The organism is Microbacterium kunmingense, assembly GCF_023155745.1.
Taxonomy (GTDB): domain Bacteria; phylum Actinomycetota; class Actinomycetes; order Actinomycetales; family Microbacteriaceae; genus Microbacterium; species Microbacterium kunmingense.
Window position 1 is genome coordinate 108,902 of the sequence record NZ_JAKNUS010000001.1, and the last position, 18,112, is coordinate 127,013.

19 protein-coding genes are annotated in these 18,112 nt (G+C 71.6%); 7 read left to right on the forward strand and 12 right to left on the reverse strand.

All coding sequences use genetic code 11. The features are described 5' to 3' along the window. Positions 1-182: 182 nt before the first annotated feature. The gene (locus tag MA875_RS00635) at positions 183-1,031 is read right to left on the reverse strand and encodes an exodeoxyribonuclease III (RefSeq protein WP_248239611.1); all 849 of its coding nucleotides are present in this window, start codon (positions 1,029-1,031) and stop codon (positions 183-185) included. 40 nt (positions 1,032-1,071) lie between these two features. On the opposite strand from MA875_RS00635, the gene pyrE reads away from it, so the two are divergent. Further along, positions 1,072-1,650, forward strand: coding sequence for an orotate phosphoribosyltransferase (gene pyrE / locus MA875_RS00640; RefSeq protein ID WP_248239612.1), 579 nt, complete (start codon positions 1,072-1,074; stop codon positions 1,648-1,650). Between the two features lie 24 nt (positions 1,651-1,674). On the opposite strand, the gene MA875_RS17385 is transcribed toward pyrE, so the two are convergent. The 3 genes from MA875_RS17385 to MA875_RS00650 are packed head-to-tail and all read right to left on the reverse strand — an operon-like array spanning position 1,675 to position 3,192. Then, entirely contained in the window at positions 1,675-1,797 is a 123-nt protein-coding gene (locus MA875_RS17385; protein ID WP_282448550.1) for a hypothetical protein, read from the reverse strand. Further along, complete coding sequence (locus MA875_RS00645; protein ID WP_248239613.1) at positions 1,794-2,366, reverse strand: YdeI/OmpD-associated family protein; 573 nt, start codon at positions 2,364-2,366, stop codon at positions 1,794-1,796. The genes MA875_RS17385 and MA875_RS00645 overlap by 4 nt, the downstream gene beginning before the upstream one ends. Before the next feature lie 16 nt (positions 2,367-2,382). Continuing rightward, a complete protein-coding gene (locus MA875_RS00650; RefSeq protein ID WP_248239614.1) occupies positions 2,383-3,192 on the reverse strand; it encodes an HAD-IIA family hydrolase in 810 nt (269 codons plus the stop codon). A gap of 61 nt (positions 3,193-3,253) precedes the next feature. On the opposite strand from MA875_RS00650, the gene MA875_RS00655 reads away from it, so the two are divergent. Continuing rightward, positions 3,254-4,189 carry an SDR family NAD(P)-dependent oxidoreductase gene (locus tag MA875_RS00655; RefSeq protein WP_248239616.1) on the forward strand — a complete coding sequence of 312 codons (936 nt, stop codon included), beginning with the start codon at positions 3,254-3,256 and terminating at the stop codon, positions 4,187-4,189. A gap of 12 nt (positions 4,190-4,201) precedes the next feature. Here MA875_RS00655 and MA875_RS00660 read toward each other — a convergent pair whose 3' ends face one another. Genes MA875_RS00660 through MA875_RS00680 form a run of 5 tightly spaced genes read right to left on the reverse strand, consistent with a single transcriptional unit; the run spans position 4,202 to position 8,707 of the window. Then, positions 4,202-4,840 (reverse strand): metal-dependent transcriptional regulator, encoded by a 639-nt coding sequence (locus MA875_RS00660; protein ID WP_248239618.1) that lies wholly within the window; start codon positions 4,838-4,840, stop codon positions 4,202-4,204. Between the two features lie 13 nt (positions 4,841-4,853). Next, positions 4,854-5,270: an ATP-binding protein gene (locus MA875_RS00665; protein WP_248239620.1), complete on the reverse strand. Its 417-nt coding sequence runs from the start codon at positions 5,268-5,270 to the stop codon at positions 4,854-4,856. Further along, entirely contained in the window at positions 5,260-5,592 is a 333-nt protein-coding gene (locus tag MA875_RS00670; protein ID WP_248239621.1) for an STAS domain-containing protein, read from the reverse strand. The genes MA875_RS00665 and MA875_RS00670 overlap by 11 nt, the downstream gene beginning before the upstream one ends. Then, entirely contained in the window at positions 5,589-7,550 is a 1,962-nt protein-coding gene (locus MA875_RS00675; protein WP_248239622.1) for a glycosyltransferase family 2 protein, read from the reverse strand. Before MA875_RS00675 ends, MA875_RS00670 begins: the two co-directional genes overlap by 4 nt. Then, entirely contained in the window at positions 7,547-8,707 is a 1,161-nt protein-coding gene (locus MA875_RS00680) for a PP2C family protein-serine/threonine phosphatase (RefSeq protein WP_248239623.1), read from the reverse strand. Before MA875_RS00680 ends, MA875_RS00675 begins: the two co-directional genes overlap by 4 nt. A 95-nt stretch (positions 8,708-8,802) precedes the next feature. On the opposite strand from MA875_RS00680, the gene MA875_RS00685 reads away from it, so the two are divergent. Further along, on the forward strand, positions 8,803-9,447 hold the full coding sequence (locus MA875_RS00685) for a TrmH family RNA methyltransferase (RefSeq protein WP_248239624.1): 645 nt from the start codon (positions 8,803-8,805) through the stop codon (positions 9,445-9,447). A gap of 85 nt (positions 9,448-9,532) precedes the next feature. After that, positions 9,533-11,479 carry a heavy metal translocating P-type ATPase gene (locus MA875_RS00690; RefSeq protein ID WP_248239625.1) on the forward strand — a complete coding sequence of 649 codons (1,947 nt, stop codon included), beginning with the start codon at positions 9,533-9,535 and terminating at the stop codon, positions 11,477-11,479. Here the strand turns inward: MA875_RS00690 and MA875_RS00695 are convergent. Continuing rightward, entirely contained in the window at positions 11,427-12,737 is a 1,311-nt protein-coding gene (locus MA875_RS00695) for an MATE family efflux transporter (RefSeq protein WP_248240100.1), read from the reverse strand. The two genes, MA875_RS00690 and MA875_RS00695, sit on opposite strands and share 53 nt — an antisense overlap. Before the next feature lie 186 nt (positions 12,738-12,923). Here MA875_RS00695 and MA875_RS00700 point away from each other — a divergent pair, with 186 nt between their 5' ends. Next, positions 12,924-14,906 (forward strand): M13 family metallopeptidase, encoded by a 1,983-nt coding sequence (locus MA875_RS00700; RefSeq protein WP_248239626.1) that lies wholly within the window; start codon positions 12,924-12,926, stop codon positions 14,904-14,906. 80 nt (positions 14,907-14,986) lie between these two features. After that, positions 14,987-15,931 (forward strand): serine hydrolase, encoded by a 945-nt coding sequence (locus MA875_RS00705; protein ID WP_248240103.1) that lies wholly within the window; start codon positions 14,987-14,989, stop codon positions 15,929-15,931. Here MA875_RS00705 and MA875_RS00710 read toward each other — a convergent pair. Next, positions 15,912-16,409 (reverse strand): shikimate kinase, encoded by a 498-nt coding sequence (locus MA875_RS00710; RefSeq protein ID WP_248239627.1) that lies wholly within the window; start codon positions 16,407-16,409, stop codon positions 15,912-15,914. The genes MA875_RS00705 and MA875_RS00710 overlap by 20 nt on opposite strands. A gap of 10 nt (positions 16,410-16,419) precedes the next feature. After that, a complete protein-coding gene (locus MA875_RS00715) occupies positions 16,420-17,127 on the reverse strand; it encodes an AIM24 family protein (RefSeq protein ID WP_248239629.1) in 708 nt (235 codons plus the stop codon). Positions 17,128-17,200: 73 nt separating this feature from the next. Between MA875_RS00715 and MA875_RS00720 the strand changes: the two genes are divergently transcribed. Next, positions 17,201-18,112, forward strand: a complete 912-nt coding sequence (locus MA875_RS00720) for a PaaX family transcriptional regulator (RefSeq protein ID WP_248239632.1) — start codon at positions 17,201-17,203, stop codon at positions 18,110-18,112.

Below are 18,112 nucleotides of genomic sequence, written 5' to 3' on the forward strand. Positions count from 1 at the left end.
ACCGCTCGGTGCGACGGCCGCCACGGAGAGCGAGGTCATGGCCACGGCCACGCCTCGTCCCCACCCGGAGGATGTCCCCCGGGTCTCTGGCACGCTCCCCATTGCGCTCCCCTTTCGAGGATGTGGGGCTAGCATACGGCTCCCCTGAGCGGGGCAGGGTTGTCGGGGCGAGGCTTCGGGGTTCAGCCGAAGATCATGGGGCGGTCGTCGTCCTCCTCGACCGGCGGCTTCAGATCGAGGTCGACCACCACCGGCACGTGATCGCTCGGAAGCTCGCCCTTCCGCTCGTTGCGGTGGATCTCGGCGCCGGTGACCTTCTCCGCCAGGCCCGTCGATCCCAGGATGAAGTCGATCCGCATCCCCTCGTTGCGGGGGAACTTCAGCCGCTTGTAGTCCCAGTAGGTGAAGCCGGTCGGAACGAGCGGGCGCACGACGTCGGTGAGCCCCGCCGACTGCAGGGCCGCGAAGGCCTCACGCTCGGGCGGGGAGACATGGGTGGAGAACCCGGGCACCACCGCGGGGTCGCCGTTGTCGGCGTCGGTGGGGGCGATGTTGAAGTCGCCGACCAGGGCGAGCGGGAGGGTCGGTTCGGCGGCGAGGGTGTCACGGGTGTACTGCTCGAGGGCGGCGAGCCAGTGCAGCTTGTAGTCGTAGTGCGGGTCGCCGAGGGCGCGGCCGTTGGGCACGTAGAGGCTCCACACCTCGACCCCGTCGATGCGCGCGCCCAGTGCCCGCGCCTCCTGCGGAGCATCCGGACCCTCGTGTCCCTTCGCGAACCCGGGCATCCCCGGGAAGGCGGTCCGGACCTGCTCGATCGGCGCCTTGCTGGCGATCGCGACGCCGTTCCACTGCGAGAACCCGTGCGCCTGCACCTCGTAGCCGGCCTCATCGAAGCGCTCGTAGGGGAACTGCTCGGCCTTGCACTTGATCTCCTGCATCGCCAGCACGTCGACGCTCTCGCGGACGGCGAAGTCGACGATGCGGTCGACGCGGGCGCGGATGGAGTTGACGTTCCAGGTGGCCAGGCGCATGCCTCCAGCGTAGATCCGCGCCGGATCTAGACTCGTCGTCGTGACCGTCGCCTCCACTGCCGAGCTCGAAGCCGACCGCCAGGCCCTCATCCGCCTCATCACCGACGAGGCGGTGTTCCACGGCGACTTCACGCTCTCCAGCGGCAAGAAGGCGTCGTACTACGTCGACATGCGCCGGCTCACCCTCGACCACCGCGCCGCGCCCGCGATCGGGCGGATCATGCTCGACCTCATCCGCGATGTCGACGGCGTCGTCGCCGTCGGGGGACTGACGCTCGGTGCCGATCCGATCGCCAACGCCGTGCTGCACGAGTCGGTGCGGGCGGGGCGCCCGCTCGACGCGTTCGTCGTGCGCAAGGAGCCGAAGGACCACGGCCGGGGCCGGCAGATCGAGGGAGCGGATGTCGCGGGCAAGCGCGTCGTCGTCGTCGAGGACACCTCCACCACCGGCCAGTCGGCGCTGAAGGCCGTCGAGGCGCTGCGCCGCGAGGGTGCCGAGCCGGTCGCGGTCGCGGTGATCGTCGACCGCAAGACCGGGGCGCAGGATGCCGTCGAGGCGGCCGGGCTGCAGTGGCTCGCCGCGATCGACCTCGACGATCTGGGTCTCGCGCCGCAGTAGACCGCTCCGCGCGCTCAGCCGGGGCTACTCGCCGTCGCGCGGCCCGCGGCGGGAGCGGATGAGCTGCCACAGCAGCACCACCAGGGTGCCGGCGACGATGATGGCGCTGGTGATCAGCAGGAGCGTCTGCTCGGTCTCGGAGATCATGGGCGTCGTCCTTCCCTCGCGTCGACGACGATCTTCCCGATGCGCGCCGCGCGGGTCTCGGGTCTGCGGGCGGTGTCGACCTGGGTGATGCCGAACTTGCGGGATGACGGCGGGAAGCCGTCCCACGCCGCGCGGGCCTCGGGCGCCGCATCGAGGGCGGCGGCGAGATCGTCAGGCTCGCGCAGCGCCTCGGCGTTGTCCAGCACGCTCCAGGACCCGTTGGCCTTGGCGACCTCGATCGCGCGGACGCCGGCCTCCTCGAGCAGCCCCTCGGCCTCCAGTCGTGCGACCCGCGCCTTGTTCGTCGCCGCCCACCCGCTCGTCGGCCGGCGTGGCGCGAACCACAGCCCGCTCGTCTGCTCGTCGAACACCCTCACCGGGCCGTCGACCCAGCCGAAGCACAGCACCTGGACGATGGCGTCTTCGTAACCGACGAGCTCGAGTCCCGAACCCGGCCGGGGGCGGACGAGCCAGGCGCCGGTCGACGTGCGGTGGTTCTCGGCGAGCCACGCCCGCCAGACGGCGGCGTCGGCCGCCGTCACCTTCTCCCCGTCGTCGAGGGCGCCCATATCCGTGCCGCCGGGGTCACACCCCCTCGGGCATCTCCGATTCCAGCGGTTCGGGGGCGAGCAGGTCGGCGACGGAGTCGACGACCTCGTCGGGGCGGAACGGGTACCGCTCGATCTCGGTCTGATCGCTGATGCCCGTGAGCACCAGCACCGTGTGCAGGCCCGCCTCGATGCCGGCGACGACATCGGTGTCCATCCGGTCGCCGATCATGCCGGTGGTCTCGGAGTGCGCTCCGATGCGATTCAGCGCCGACCGGAACATCATCGGGTTGGGCTTGCCGACGACGTAGGGCTCCTTGCCGGTCGCGCGGGTGATCAGCGCGGCGAACGACCCGGTCGCGGGCACCACTCCCGAGGGGGTCGGCCCCGTGGCATCCGGATTGGTGATGATGAATCGCGCCCCGTCGTTGATGAAGCGGATGGCCTTGGTGATCGCCTCGAAGTTGTATTGCCGCGTCTCGCCGACCACGACGTAGTCGGGCTGGGTCTCGGTCATGACGTAGCCGGCCTCGTGGAGCGCGGTGGTGAGCCCCGATTCGCCGATGACGAAGGCGGTGCCGCCGGGAAGCTGCGAGCGGAGGAAGTCGGCCGTGGCGAGGGCGGAGGTCCAGATCCGCTCCTCGGGGACGTCCAGGCCCGACCGGGCCAGCCGGGCGCTGAGATCGCGCGGGGTGAAGATCGGGTTGTTGGTGAGGACGAGGAAGGGCGTCGCCTGATCGCGCCACTGCGCGAGCAGCTCGGCGGCGCCGGGGATCGGACGGTTCTCGTGGACGAGGACCCCGTCCATGTCGGTGAGCCAGCATTCGATATCGGCGCGGGTCCGCATGGTGCCAGCGTACCGGGGGAGTCGGGGGTGCCACCGGGCGATTGAGGTCTACTGTCGGAGGGTGACCGCGCCCGAGTGGGACCCCGATGCGCTGCCGGACCTGACCGGCCGCACCTACCTCGTCACGGGTGCCACGCGGGGCCTGGGGTACTTCGCCTCGGAGCAGCTGGTGCGGGCGGGGGCCCGGGTCGTGATGACCGGCCGCAATCCGAACCGTCTCGTCGCGGCGCGCGCGGCCGTGGAGCGCCGGGTGCCCGAGGCCGCCACGGTCGGCCCCACCAAGACCCTGCTGCTGGACACCAGCAACCTCGGCTCGGTGCGGGCGGCTGCGGCGACGGCGCGCGCCCGGTGGAGCATCGACGGTCTGCTGCTGAACGCCGGCGTCGTGCACCCGCCCCGCACGCGCGAGACGACCCACGGCGGTAACGAGGTCGTCTTCGCCACGAACGTGCTCGGCCATTTTGCGCTCGCCGGGGCGCTCCTGACGTCGCTGTCGGCGGCGGAGGGGCGGATGGTGTGGGTCGGCAGCGTCTCCACGACGATCTCGCCGTACGACCCGGTCGACCCGCAGCTCGTCGAGGGCTACACGCCCTGGCGCGCATACGTGCAGTCGAAGGTGGCGTGCACGGCGCTCGGGCTCGACGCCGACCGCCGCCTCCGCGAGGCGGGGGTGCCGGTCTCGAGCGTCGTCGCCCACCCGGGCTACAGCATCAGCGGGCGCACCCCGGGCATCCACGGCGTGAACGAGCCGTCGCGCTGGGCCCGGTTCGTCGACAACCTGCAGGGCCCGGTTACCCAGTCGAAGGAGCAGGGCGCGTGGCCGCTCGTGCGCGCGCTCGTGGACCCGGTGGTGGAGGGCGGGGAGTTCTGGGGCCCGCGGTTCACGCTGCGGGGCCGACCTGCGAAGCAGCGGGCGTCGAAGATCACGCGGGACCCGGAGATCGCCGACCGGCTGTGGCGCTTCTGCGAGGAGACCTCGGGCATCCACTGGCCCTGAGGGAACGGGCGGTCAGGCGCGCAGCCACACCGCCGACGCCGCACCCTCGGGGAGGGTGAGCGGCGCGCCGCCGTCGACCGACACGCGTCCGGCGGGGCGCACCTCGATCTCGTGGCCGACGGCGACGCCGATGGCCTCCAGGGCGCGCAGCAGGTCGGGGTCGCGGTCGCTGACGCGCAGCACCCGGCCGCGGTGCCCCACCGGCGCCACCTGCAGCAGCACGAAGGGCTCGCGCTGCACGCGCCCGTCGGCGTCGGGGATGGCGTCGCCGTGCGGGTCGAACCGCGGGTGCCCGAGTCGCTCGTCGATGCGGGCGAGCAGCCGGTCGCTGACGGTGTGCTCCAGAACTTCGGCCTCGTCGTGGACCTCGTCCCAGCTGTACCCGAACTCCTGCACCAGCCAGGTCTCGATGAGGCGGTGCCGGCGGATGATCGCGGCGGCGCGCCGCTCACCGGTCTCGGTGAGCGTCACCGGGCCGTAGGGGCGGTGGGTGACGAGGCCCTGCGCGGCGAGCTTCTGCACCATCTCCGTCACGCTCGAGGGCGCGAGGCCGAGGACCACGGCGAGCTGGGACGGCGTCATCCGGGCGTCCTGCCACTCGGTGTGGTGGTAGATCGTCTTCAGGTAGTCGTCGACGGCGGGGGAGGCCACCGCTCCAGGCTACCTAGGCCCCGGGACGCAACCGGCGGGTGAGCCGCCACACATTGCCGCCGGCCTCGCCCGAGTGCTCGAGCTCGTCGAGCGTGGCGAGCGCCAGCGCGAGCCCGCGGCCCGACTCGGCGTCGTCGTCGGGCATCGACACGTCGCTCAGGTCGATCAGCGCCGGGTCGGCGTCGTCGAAGAAGACGGCGCGGAGGCCCTCGTCGTCGACCGACAGGTCCAGGCGCACCGAGATCTGCTCCCGGGCGCGCGCGTGTTCGACGATGTTCGTCGCTATCTCGCTGACGGCCAGCGTGAAGAGGGTCCGGTCCTCCTCGTCGACGTCGGGGCGGCTCGTCCACAGCACGTCGAGCACCTGGTGCACCTCGTCGATGAAGGCGTCGTCGGCGCGGGCCTCCACCCGCATGCCCTCAACGCTCATCGAAGGCCGCCTCGACGGTGTCGTACTCCCGGAGGACCCGGTCGAGGTTGGTGAGCTTCAGCACCCGTCGCACCGGCTCGGTGACCCCTGCGATCCGCAGGTCGCCCCCGGCGAGACGGGCCGACTTCAGGCCGCCGATCAGCGCGCCGAGTCCCGACGAGTCGACGAACTCGGTGTTCGAGAGATCGATGACGACCCGGATGCTGCCGGCATCGACGAGTTCGCTGATCGCCGACCGGAGGCGCGGCACGCTCGGGGCGGTCAGGCGGCCCTCCAGGGCGATCACGGCGTAGGCGCTGCCGGGGGTGACGGTGAGGTTCACGAGGCGATCTGCCTTTCGTCGGTGAGGGTGGCCTGGGGGCCACGATAGAGGGCGGCCTGGATGATCACGCTCAGCACGGCGAGGTCGTAGACGACCCAGACGGTGTTGACCAGCGTGCCGGTGCCGTCGGCGGTGCCCACAGCGATGCGGGCGAGCCCGATCCCGAGGGCGAGCACGAGCACGACGATGGCGGTCAGCTGCGGCCAGATCTGGCGCCAGGGCGGACCGCCCTCGGCCCGGCCGTCCTTCTTCGTCACCGCGAAGCCGAGCGGCTGCTTCAGCACCACGTTGGCGAAGGCGGTGACGCACGCCTCGATCCACACCGGGAAGAGCGCGAGGGCGTACTGCTGCCCGCGCCAGGTCTTGATCCCGCGCGCGACGACGAGGAAGAGGATCTGGTTGATGATGAAGTACGGCAGGAACCGGGCGAAGAAGTCCACGCTCCAGGCCGTCACGGGCATGACGCCGAAGACGAGGTAGATGACGGGCGCCGCGAGGTACACCAGCGCGGTGAAGCCCGACAGGTAGCTCCACATCGTGGCGAAGTACATCAGGCGCTGCCCCGCCGACAGCCCCTTCTTCACCAGCGGGTTGTCGCGGAGCATCACCTGCAGGGTTCCCTGCGCCCAGCGCAGGCGCTGGGTGAGCATGGTGCGGAGGTCTTCGGGGGCGAGACCGTGCGCGAGGATCTCGTGGTGGTACACGCTCCGCCACCCGAGCGAATGCAGCTGCATCGCCGTCGCCATGTCCTCGGTGACCGAGATCGTCGCCATGGGCTGCACCGGCTGCGCCTCGCCCGGGCGGTCCACGCGCAGCGCGTCCAGGAGCGCCGAGACCGACTCGACCGCGCCGAGCGGCGACATCTCGCGGGTGGCCAGGGCGTCGAGGGCGGCGTCGTCGATCACGAGCGCGTCGAGCTCGCTGTCGCGTTCGATCGGCAACCGCGCGATGACGTCGAGGTCTGCCTGGAGCGCCGCGAGATCGCGGGAGACGAGACGGCGGGATGCCGCGTCCACGGCGCTCTGCACGCGGTAGGTCACCTCGCCGATGGGTGCGCCGTCGGCGATCAGCCGGCGCGCGCCGGCGACCTCGTCGCGGAGCGCGGTCAGCTCGCTGCGCACCGCGTCGTCGGCGTCGCGGTCGCGCGCCGCGCGCGAGAGCAGCGACTCGGCCGCCTTCAGCGTCCGCGCCGTGGACTGCTCGAGGTCGCGCACATAGCCGACGATCCCGAGCTGCATGAGCGCGTCGCGGCGGAGCACCGCGTTGGACCCGCAGAAGAAGGCCGCGTTCCAGCCATCCTTCCCCTGCTGGATCGGGCCGTAGAACAGCGGCGCCTGACTGCCCAGCGGATCGGCGTCGTCGACGTTGACGAACCACTGCGGCGTCTGCACGAGCGCGACCTCGGGGTCGTCGGCGAAGTAGCCGAGGGTGCGGTGGAGGATCAGCGGATCGGGCACCTGGTCGGCGTCGAGAATCAGCAGGAACTCGCCGTCGGTGTCCATCAGGGCGTTGTTGAGGTTGCCGGCCTTCGCGTGACGGGGCTTGCCCGTCCAGTCCTCCGAGCGCGTGATGTACCCGAGCCCCGCCGCCTCGGCGGCGGCGGCCATCTCGGGCCGCGACCCGTCGTCGAGCACCCAGGTGCGGTGGGGGTAGGCGATCCGCTGCGCGGCCAGGGCCGTGGCCATCACCATCTCGATCGGCTCGTTGTAGGTGGTGATGAAGACGTCGGCGGTGCCCTGCGGCGGTGAGGTCGGGGCGGGCCGATCGCGCGCCCGCCACATCGTCACGGCGAACAGGAAGGTGTCGATGAGGCTGTATGTCTCGGCGATGACGAGCGGGACGGCGATCCACCAGGCCGACCAGTTGATCGAATCCAGCCACCGCCACGCGATGTAGTTGACGCCGAGGAGGACCGACAGCAGCGCCAGAATGCGGATCCAGACGAACCGTGCCGTCATCGATCCCTCCGCACCATCAGCACGGTGACGTCGTCGGGGGCCTTGCGCTCCTCGGCGAGCCGGAGCGCCTCGAGGACGGCTCCGGCCGGTCCCTGGTCGCCGACGACCCGGGAGACGTGGCCGAACGGGTCGTCGGGGTCGAGGATGTCGAGGAGCCCGTCGCTGCAGCACAGGAACGCGTCGCCGGGCTCGAGCTGCACCGTCGTCACCGAGCGCTCCATGTCGAAGCCCATGCCCAGCGGCAGACCGGTCGAACGGAGGGGCCGCCACTCCCCGGACGCACGGAGGACGAACGCCAGGCTGTGCCCGGCGTCGACCCAGCTGAGCGTCCCGGTGGCGGGGTCGAGCTCGGCGTGGACGGCCGTGACGAAGATGCCCGAGCGTCCGATGTCGTTCTCGAGCAGCCTGTCGACCTCGCTCACCGCGGCGGCGAGATCGCGGTCGGGTGCGGTGCGCAAGGCGGCGCGGACGGATGCTGCGATGATCGCCGGGCCCGTTCCCTTGCCCATGACGTCGGCCAGGCTCACCCGGAGCTTCCCGTCGTGCAGGTACCAGTCGTACATGTCGCCCATGAGCTGCCCCGACGCGATCGCGGCGCCCGCCAGGGTGTAGCCGGGCACCTCGGGGGAGCCGTCGGGAAGCAGGGCGCGCTGCACCACGGTGGCGAGGTCCAGGTCGTCCTCGGCCATCAGCTCCTTCTGCACCCACGTCGCCATCTCACGCAGGAGTTCGATGTCGCGGGCGTCGAGGGTGCGCGGCTGGGTGTCGAGGATGCAGAGTGTGCCGACGTGCTCGCCGCCCGGGGCCTGGAGAGGGTGCCCGGCGTAGAACCTCAGGTGGGGGTCGCCCACGACGAAAGGGTTGTCGGCGAAGTAGTCGTCGACGCTGGCGTCTTCGACGATGAGCGTGTCGCCGGTGCGCACGGTGAGATCGCAGAACGCCCCCTCCCGGGGGGCCTCGTTACCGCCGAGGCCGATCTGCGACTTCCGCCACTGGCGGTCGCGGTCGATCAGGGTGACGCTCACCATCGGGACGTCGAAGAGCTCTTGGGCGAGGCGGGTGACCCGGTCCACGCGCTCGTCGGGGCGTGAATCGAGGATGCCCAGCGCCTCGATGGCGCGCTGACGCCTGTCGTCGTCGAACAAGGAATCCCCCACATGGTCTCGCCGTCGCCGAGTCTCCAGTATGTCGGGGAATCGCCCGCGGCGGGAGTTTCGGAAAGGGGTTCCAGGCCCGGCGGTAGCCTGGTGCGGTGGATGCCGCGCCGACCGATCCCGACCCGTCGGACCCGGTGCTCCCGCACGGCGTCGGACCCTGGCCGGGTGGTCCGGATGCCTGGCCGGACGACCCGCGATACGACCGCGAGCTGCTGGCCGCCGGCGACACCCGCAACGTCGTCGATGCGTACCGCTACTGGCGGATGGACGCGATCGTCGCCGATCTCGACCGGCGCCGCCACCGGTTCCATGTCGCGATCGAGAACTGGCAGCACGACATGAACATCGGCTCGATCGTGCGGAGCGCGAACGCCTTCCTCGCCGCCGAGGTGCACATCGTGGGGCGACGTCGCTGGAACCGGCGCGGCGCCATGGTCACCGACCGCTACCAGCACGTGCGCCACCACGAGGATGTCGCGGCCTTCGCCGCGTGGGCGGCGAGCGAACAGCTGCCCGTCATCGCGATCGACAACGTCGAGGGCTCGGTGCCGCTCGATCGCGCCGTTCTTCCCGAGCGCTGCGTGCTGCTGTTCGGTCAGGAGGGCCCGGGCCTGTCGCCCGAGGCGCTCGCCGCCGCGTCGGCGGTGGTCGAGATCACCCAGTACGGCTCGACCCGGTCGATCAACGCCTCGGCCGCGGGTGCGGTCGTGATGTACGAGTGGTGCCGCCGCTGGGCGTGAGCCCCGACGGGCCCCGCCCCGGCAGGCGGCGGCCCGGCGCGCCGTTCCCCTGGTCCGGGCAGGCGCTGCCCGCCATGCTGAGACCATGACGCTGCTGCGTGCCGTGTGGCGATACCCCGTCATCACCGCGACCGTCCTCGTTCTGGCGGCCGTGGTCGTCATCGCGAACACGACCGGCGCGGGCGCGGCGCGGTGGGTGGCGAGCGCGTACGTCGCCGTCTTCGTCGCGTTCACCCTCGTCCGGATGATCCGCGACGTCCTGCGCGGTCACGTCGGGCTCGATGTGCTCGCCGTGGTGGCGATGGTCGCCACCCTCGCGGTCGGCGAGTACGTGGCATCCCTCATCATCGTCCTGATGCTCTCGGGCGGCGAGGCACTCGAAGACGCCGCCGCGCGCCGCGCGACGCGGGACCTCACGGCCCTCCTCGATCGCGCGCCTCGAACAGCGCACCGGGTCGCTGCCCGACCCGGCCCGGGGGGCGCCGAGCGGATCGACGACGTTCCGGTCGACGAGGTCGCCGTCGGCGACATCCTGCTCCTGCGGCCCGCCGAGATCGTCCCCGTCGACGGAGAGCTTCTCAGCGCGTCGGGCACCTTCGACGAGTCCTCGCTCACCGGCGAGAGCATGCCGGTGAGCCATCCGCAGGGGAGCGAGGTGTTCTCGGGCGCGGTGAACGGGTCGTCGGCGGTGCGCATCCGGGCACGGCGGCGGAGCGCCGACAGCCAGTACCAGCAGATCGTCGCCCTCGTCAGCCAGGCGCAGGCGTCGCGGGCGCCGGTCGTGCGCCTCGCCGACCGGTTCGCCGTGCCGTTCACCGCCGTCTCGCTCGTGCTGGCGGGCACCGCGTGGGCGATCTCGGGCGACCCGACCCGGTTCGCCGAGGTGCTCGTGCTCGCCACCCCGTGTCCGCTGCTGATCGCGGCGCCCGTGGCGTTCCTGGGCGGACTCTCGCGCGCCGCGAAGGCGGGGGTGATCGTCAAGGGCGGCGGAGTGCTCGAGCAACTCGCCCGGGTGCGTTCGGCGTGCTTCGACAAGACCGGGACCCTCACCGCCGGACGGCCGGAACTGGTCGAGGTGCGCCCCGCCGACGGTGTGGACCGCGACGAACTGCTCGCGCTCGCCGCCTCGGCCGAGCAGTACTCCACCCACGTGCTCGCCGAGGGGGTGCGCCGCGCCGCCGTCGCCGAGGGCCTCGCCCTCCGGCCCGCCGCAGAGGCCCAGGAGGTCGCCACCAACGGTGTCACCGCGGTCATCGGCGAGCGGGTGGTCGCGGTCGGAAAGCCCGCCTTCATCGCCTCGCGTGCACCGGCGCTCGTACGGTCCGACCTCGCCCCCGGGCAGGCCGCCGCCTACGTCGCGATCGACGACCGGTTCGCCGGTGCGCTGATCCTCGCCGACGCGGTGCGCCCCGAATCCGCCGGGGTCGTGCAGTGGCTGCGGGGGAACGGCGTGGAGCGGGTGACGATGCTCACGGGCGACGCCGCCCCCACCGCCCGGTCGATCGCGGGGCAGGTCGGCATCACCGAGGTCCACGCCGAACTCCTCCCGCCCGAGAAGGTGCACCTCGCCGCCGGGATGCGCCCCCGCCCGACCCTGATGGTCGGCGACGGGGTGAACGACGCACCGGTGCTCGCCGCATCGGATGTCGGGGTCGCGATGGGGGCGAGGGGGGCGACGGCTGCCGGCGATGCCGCCGACGTGGTGGTCGTCGTGGACTCCCTGGCCAAGGTGGTGGAGGCGATCGCGATCAGTCGGCACACCCTGCGGGTCGCGCTCACGGCGATCTGGATCGGGATCGCCCTCAGCATCGGTCTCATGCTCGTGGCGATGACCGGCGTCATCCCGGCGGTGGCGGGCGCCCTCATCCAGGAGGGCGTCGATCTCGCAACGATCCTCTATGCCCTCCGCGCGCTGCGGGGGACGGTTCCCGACCTCGCCGCCCCGCCCGTCACGCCCCCGCCCGTCACGCCCCCGCCCGTCACGCCCCCGCGGTCAGCCACGCCCGACCGCGCACGCGGCGCCCGAGGGTGACCAGCCGCGCGAGCATGTAGACGCCGAAGAACGCCACCGCGAGCCAGGCGAGACCCGCGGCGCCGGTCGGCGCGAGCATGGCCACCGCGATCAGCACCGGCACGAACGGCACGAGGTTCAGCACCCCCACGATCGCGAGGTATTTCCCGTCGCCGGCGCCGATCAGCACCCCGTCGAGCACGAACACCACGCCGCACACCGGCTGCGCGACCGCGAGCACGAGAAGGGCCGGCTGCACGAGGGTCGCGAGCGCAGGGTCGCCGGTGAAGACCAGGCCGATGACCCCGGACGCCGCGGCGATCACCGCACCCACGATGACGCCGAACCACGCTCCCCACGCGACCGTGCGGCCGAGGACGCGCCGCACGAACGGCTCGTCGTCCGCGCCGAGCCCCTTGCCGATGAGGGCCTGCGCGGCGATCGCCAGGGCGTCGAGCGCGAAGGCGGCGGTGGAGAAGATCGTGAACGCCACCTGCCAGCCGGCGAGCTCGTCGGTGCCGAGACCGGTCGCGACCGCGACGGTGGCGAGCAGCGCCGCGCGCAGCGACACGGTGCGCAGGAACATCCACCCGCCCTGCAGGGCCGAGCCGCGCACGCCCTCGCGCTGCGGACGGACGGATGCCGCGTGCCGGCGCGCCAGCCGGCCGATGACCACGACGTAGGCGGCCACCATGCCCCACTGGGCGACGACCGTGCCGGCGGCGGAGCCTGCGATCCCCCAGCCGAAGACGTAGATGAAGATCCAGTTCAGCAGCGCGTTCGCGCCGAACCCGAGCCCCGCGATCCACAGCGGCGTCACGGTGTTCTGCATTCCGCGCAGGAGCCCCGTCGCGGCGAAGACGATGAGCATCGCCGGCAGGCCCCACATCGAGATGCCGAGGTAGATCTGCGCGTCGGCGGCCACATCGGCGCCCGCGCCGAAGAGCCCGACGAGGAACTGGGTGGCGAGGTACCCGGCGAGGGCGAGGATCGCCCCGATGCCGAGGGCCAGCCACATGCCGTCGATGCCGACCGACACCGCCCGCGTCGGATCGCCGGCGCCGAACCGCCGGGCGACGGCGGGGGTGGTGGAGTAGGCGAGGAACACCATCAGCCCGACGATGGTCTGCAGCACCGCCGCCCCGATGCCGAGCGCCGCCAGCGGCACCACCCCGAGGTGCCCCACGAACGCCGAGTCGAGGATGAGGAAGAGCGGCTCGGCGATGAGCGCGCCGAGCGCGGGGACGGCGAGCCGCAGGATGTCGCGGTTCAGCGTCATCCGCCCGGTCTTCTGATCGCTCTCGCTCACCCCACCGAGCGTAGGACCCGTCGGCGACACCGCCCGAGATCTGCTCCCGGGTCGAGGAGAAGAAGCGCTCGGAAGGGGGCGGCGCGGACGCGGGTGGGCCCGCCGGCGACACCGCTCGGACGTCCCGCACAGAAACCCGCGCCTATCCTGGAACCCATGACCGATGCACTCCGCTCCGGCCTTGCGCTCGACGACCTCAGCGACGAGATCCGCCCGCAGGACGACCTTTTCCGCCACGTGAACGGGTCGTGGCTCGACCGCACGGAGATCCCCGACGACAAGGCGCGGTGGGGGTCGTTCCACCTCATCGCCGAACAGGCCGAGAAGGACGTCCGCGCGATCATCGAGGAGTCGCAGGACGCCGAGCCCGGCACCGAGACCCGCAAGATCGGCGACCTCTACGCCAGCTTCATGGACACCGCCCGCATCGCCGAGCTCGGCGCCGCGCCGCTGACCGCGCAGCTCGCGCGCATCGACGAGGTTGCGAGCATCCCCGATTTCCTCCGCCTCGTGGGGGCGTTCGAGCGCGAGGGTGCCGGTTCGCTGATGGTGCTCTACGTCGAGCCCGATCCGGGTAACCCGCAGCGGTACGTGCCGTTCTTCGTGCAGGGCGGCCTGAGCCTCCCCGACGAGAGCTACTACCGCCTCGAGAACTTCGCCGACACCCGCACGGCGTTCCGGGCGCACCTGGAGAAGATGCTCGAGCTGGCCGGAGTCGCCGACCCCGCGGCATCCGCCGATCGCATCTTCTCCCTCGAGACCGAGCTGGCGACCCACCACTGGGACAACGTCAAGAGCCGCGACGCCGTCGCGACCTACAACCTCCGCACCTGGGAGCAGGTGAAGAGCCTCGCCGGGGCCGACCTCCAGCCGTGGCTGGAGGGCCTCGCTCCCGGGTACGAGGGCGCGTTCGACGAGGTCGTCGTCTACCAGCCGAGCTTCATCGAGGGGCTCGGCGGGCTGCTGCGCGAGGACCGGCTCGAGGACTGGAAGGCCTGGCTGCGCTTCCAGGTCATCCACGCGCTCGCACCGTTCCTGTCGGATGACTTCGTCGAGGCGAACTTCGCCTTTTACGGCACTCAGCTCACCGGCGTCCCCGTCAACCGCGAGCGCTGGAAGCGCGGGGTGGGCCTCACCGAGGCGGCCATGGGCGAGGCGATCGGCAAGGTCTACGTCGACCGGCACTTCCCCCCGGCCGCGAAGAGGGCGATGGACGAACTCGTCGCCAACCTCATCGAGGCCTACCGGCAGAGCATCTCGGAGCTCGAGTGGATGACGCCCGAGACCCGCGAACGGGCGCTGGCGAAGCTCGGGGCGTTCACGCCCAAGATCGGGTATCCCGTGACCTGGAAGGACTACTCCTCGCTCGAGATCGACGCCGCCGACCTCGTCGGGAACGTCCGACGCTCGCACATCTGGGAGCACGACCGTCAGCTGGCCAAGGTCGGCGGGCCCATCGACCGCGACGAGTGGTACATGACGCCCCAGACGGTGAACGCCTACTACAACCCGCTGATGAACGAGATCGTGTTCCCGGCGGCGATCCTGCAGTACCCGTTCTTCGACGAGACCCGGGACGCCGCGGCGAACTACGGCGGCATCGGGGCGGTCATCGGTCACGAGATCGGTCACGGCTTCGATGACCAGGGCAGCCGTTTCGACGGCGACGGGTCGCTCCGGGACTGGTGGACGGATGCCGACCGCGCGGCCTTCGAGGAGCGGACGGCGGTGCTCATCGAGCAGTACAACGCCCTCGTGCCGCAGGGTCTGTCGGACGAGAATCGCGTGAACGGCGCCCTGACGATCGGTGAGAACATCGGCGACCTCGGGGGCCTCGGCATCGCGATCAAGGCCTACCGCCTCTCGCTCGGCGCCGACGTCGACGGCGCCCCGATCGAGGGACCGGAGATCGACGGGTTCACCGGCATCCAGCGGCTGCTGCTGTCGTGGGCGCAGATCTGGCAGCAGAAGGGCCGGGACGCCGAGACTATCCGGCTGCTGACGATCGACCCCCACTCGCCGAACGAGTTCCGCTGCAACCAGATCGTCCGGAACATCGACGCGTTCTACGACGCGTTCGGTGTCACGGAGTCCGACGCGCTGTGGCTCGAGCAGGACAAGCGCGTCACCATCTGGTGAACCGGCCGCCCTGGTGGTGACCGCGGTCTTCGCGTAGACATTTGATCGAACCGTCTGGCAGGAGGGAGAGTCGCGTGGCGATGCCCATCGAACCGCCCTCGCGGGGCTCTTCCACCCCGGGCTCCCGCCGCGAACCCGACGCGCTGCGCGGACCCCGGCGCGGTCGCGCCCGCACCTCCCGTCGCGGGGGCGGTGGTGCCCGCAGGTTCACCTCGACCCTGCGCGCGCTCGACACCGTCGCCGCCTCGGGCGCGCAGGTCTCGGTGCGCATCACCGACCTCGATCGCGGCACCACCGTGCTCGCCGGCGACGACCACGTCACGCAGCCGGTCGCCGGCCTCGGGGTCGTGCCGCTCCTCATCGAGGTCGCCTCTCAGTTCGAGGCGGGCACCCTCGATCCGCTCGAGCTGTTCGACCGGGCGAGCCTCGCCGGCATCGAGGGAGCGGGGCTGTGGCAGCACCTGAAGGTGCCGACGCTGCCCCTCGTCGACATGGCGGTGCTCGCGGCTGCGACCGGCGACGGACTGGCCGCGAACGGACTGCTCGAGCGGGTGGGCCTGCCGGCGGTGCGGGCGCAGATCGAGGCGCTGGGACTCGGCCGAACGGCGCTCCTCGACCGGTTCCGCGACCACCGCGGACCCGACGATGCGCCGCACTTCGCGCTCGGCTCCGCCCGTGATCTCGCGGAGGTGTTCGGGGCGCTGGTGAACAGCCAGGCGGTGTCGCCGGCGGTCAGCGCCCAGGTGGCGGAGTGGCTCACCCTCAATCACGACCTCTCCCTCGTCGCCTCCGCCACGGGACTCGACCCCTTCGCGCACGAGAGCGACGAGCACGGACTGCTCTTCCTCAACAAGACCGGCCGCGACCGCGGCATCCGTGTCGAGGCCGGCGTCATCGCCGGTCCTCGCGCCGGTGTCTCCTACGCGCTGATCGTGTGCTTCGACGACCTGTCGGTCATGCACCGCGTGCGGGCGCACGAGGCGTTCCGCACCCTCGGGGTCGAGCTCATGGAGTACGTGTACTGAAGCGGGGCGGGGACTCATTCCCCGGCGGTGGCGAGGGGGCGAGGAGTGCCTCGACCTCGTCGGCGAGGTCGGACACCGGTCGGCGCCCGTCGAGCTCGAGCGTCGCCGATCGGCGGAGGAGCGGCTCGACCTCGATCGTGTAGTGGCGGATGTCGTCCTGCTGCTCCGCTGTCTTCCCGTAGGGGTTGTCGGTGCGGCGCCGGACGCGCTCGAGCAGGACCTCGATCGGTGCGCTCAGCAGGATGACGTGGGCGAAACGATCGCGGAAGATCCCCTGGTTCTCGGCGGTGCCCGAGACGACGACGTCCTCGTGTGTCGCGAGCAGTCGCGACATCCGCTCCTCGTCCCAGGGCCCGCCGTCCCCGTCGGTCCAGCCATCATGATCGGTGTCGACGGTGAGGTGGCCGCGGCGGGCGAGTTCGGTGAGGAGCGTCGATTTTCCGGCGCCCGACATGCCGGTGAGGAGGATGCGGGGCACGCGGCCCTCCTCAGTTGTTGTCGTTCGACTTCTCGGGCAGGTAGGGCTCGATCGCCGCGGCGAGTTTGGCGGGCGTCATCGACTGCAGCCAGACGTGGCCGGGCCCGTGCAGCTGGGCGAGGAAGAGCGAGTCGCCGAAGAACTTGTTCTTGATGCCCTTGATGCTGGCGAATTCGAGCGGCATCTCAGCCCGGTATAGCGCGAGGTGCCCGGGATGGATGAGGAGCGACTGCCCCGCCGCGAGGTCGTACTCGACGATCTCGCCCGCCAGCTGCACCCACGCGGTGCCGTTGCCCGCGAGCTTCTGGAAGACCACACCGGCGCCGCCGAAAATGCCCGCGCCCAGCTTCTTCTGCAGGCCGACCGAGACTTCGACGGCAGGAGTGCTGGCCATGTAGGCGCCGGACTGCACCATGAACTGGTCCTGCGGGTCGATCGCGATCTCGCGGATGGTGCCCGGCAGCTGGGCGGTGAACGCGACGAAGCTCCCGGGCGCCTGCGCGGTGTACTGGGTGAGGAAGAGCTGCCCGCCGCCGACCATGCGCTTCAGACCGCTCATGAAGCCGCCCTTGCCGCCCGAGCCGAACGCGGTGGAGGTCTGGATGTCGAACCCGGGGGTGAGCCACGACACGTCCCCTCCTTCGGCGATGATCCGCTCTCCCGGGTCGAGCGTGAGCTCGAGAACCGGCATGGTCGTCCCGGCGATGGTGGCCTTCATGCGCACACCATAGCGAGGCGTCCGGTCGGGCGATACCCGCCGCCGGGAGCGTGCGACCTGCCAGGATGTCGGAATGGCCCTCGCCGCGTCATCCGATCTGACCTCCTCTCCGGGGGAGGCCGCGACCGGTGGCGGTCGGCCGCTTCGCAAGGTGTCGCCCGCGCGGCAGGTGCTGACTCTCTTCGGCGACTACTGGTGGCGCAACGACGATCCCCTTCCCTCGGCGGCGCTCGTCGGTGCGATGGGCGATCTCGGGATGAAGGAGCCCGCGGCGCGGGCGACGCTCGCGCGGCTCGTGCGGTTGGAGCTCCTCGAGCAGCGTCGGGAGGGCCGCCGGACCACCCACGGCCTCACCTCGCGGGGACGGGCGATCATCGAAGACGAGGCGCTGTGGCTCGAGAGCTTCGGGGTCGCGCCGGTCGTGTGGGACGGTGCGTGGAGCGTGGTGACGTTCTCGATCCCGGAGTCGCAGCGAGCCCTCCGCCACACGGCGCGCTCGCGGCTGAAGTTCCTGGGATTTGGACCGCTCTACGACGGCGTGTGGATCTCCCCCTCGGATGTCGCGGCGCTCGCTCGAGCGGAGCTGCTCGCCCTCGGGGTTCCGGATGTCACGACGATGCGTGCGCAGCTGGATGTCGCGGGGCCGGGCGGACCGCAGCGCGCGTGGGATCTCGCCGGCGTCGGTGAGCGCTACGAGGTGTTCCGTCGCGAGCTGGTCGCCTCGACGGCGGAACTCACGGGGGCGGCGGCTCTGGCGGAGCGGACGGGGCTGATGATCCAGTGGCAGGCGTTCCGGGGCGTGGATGCGGGGCTTCCGGCGGCGCTGCTGCCCGCCGATTGGCCGCGCGAGGATGTGCGCGCCCGGTTCGGCAGGCGCTTCGACGAGCTCGGCCCGGCCGCGGAGGATCGGATGCGGTGGCACGTGTCCCGGGTGGATGAGCCGCTCGCGCGCGGGGTGCTCGAGCGGCGGCTCGCGGAGTCGTAG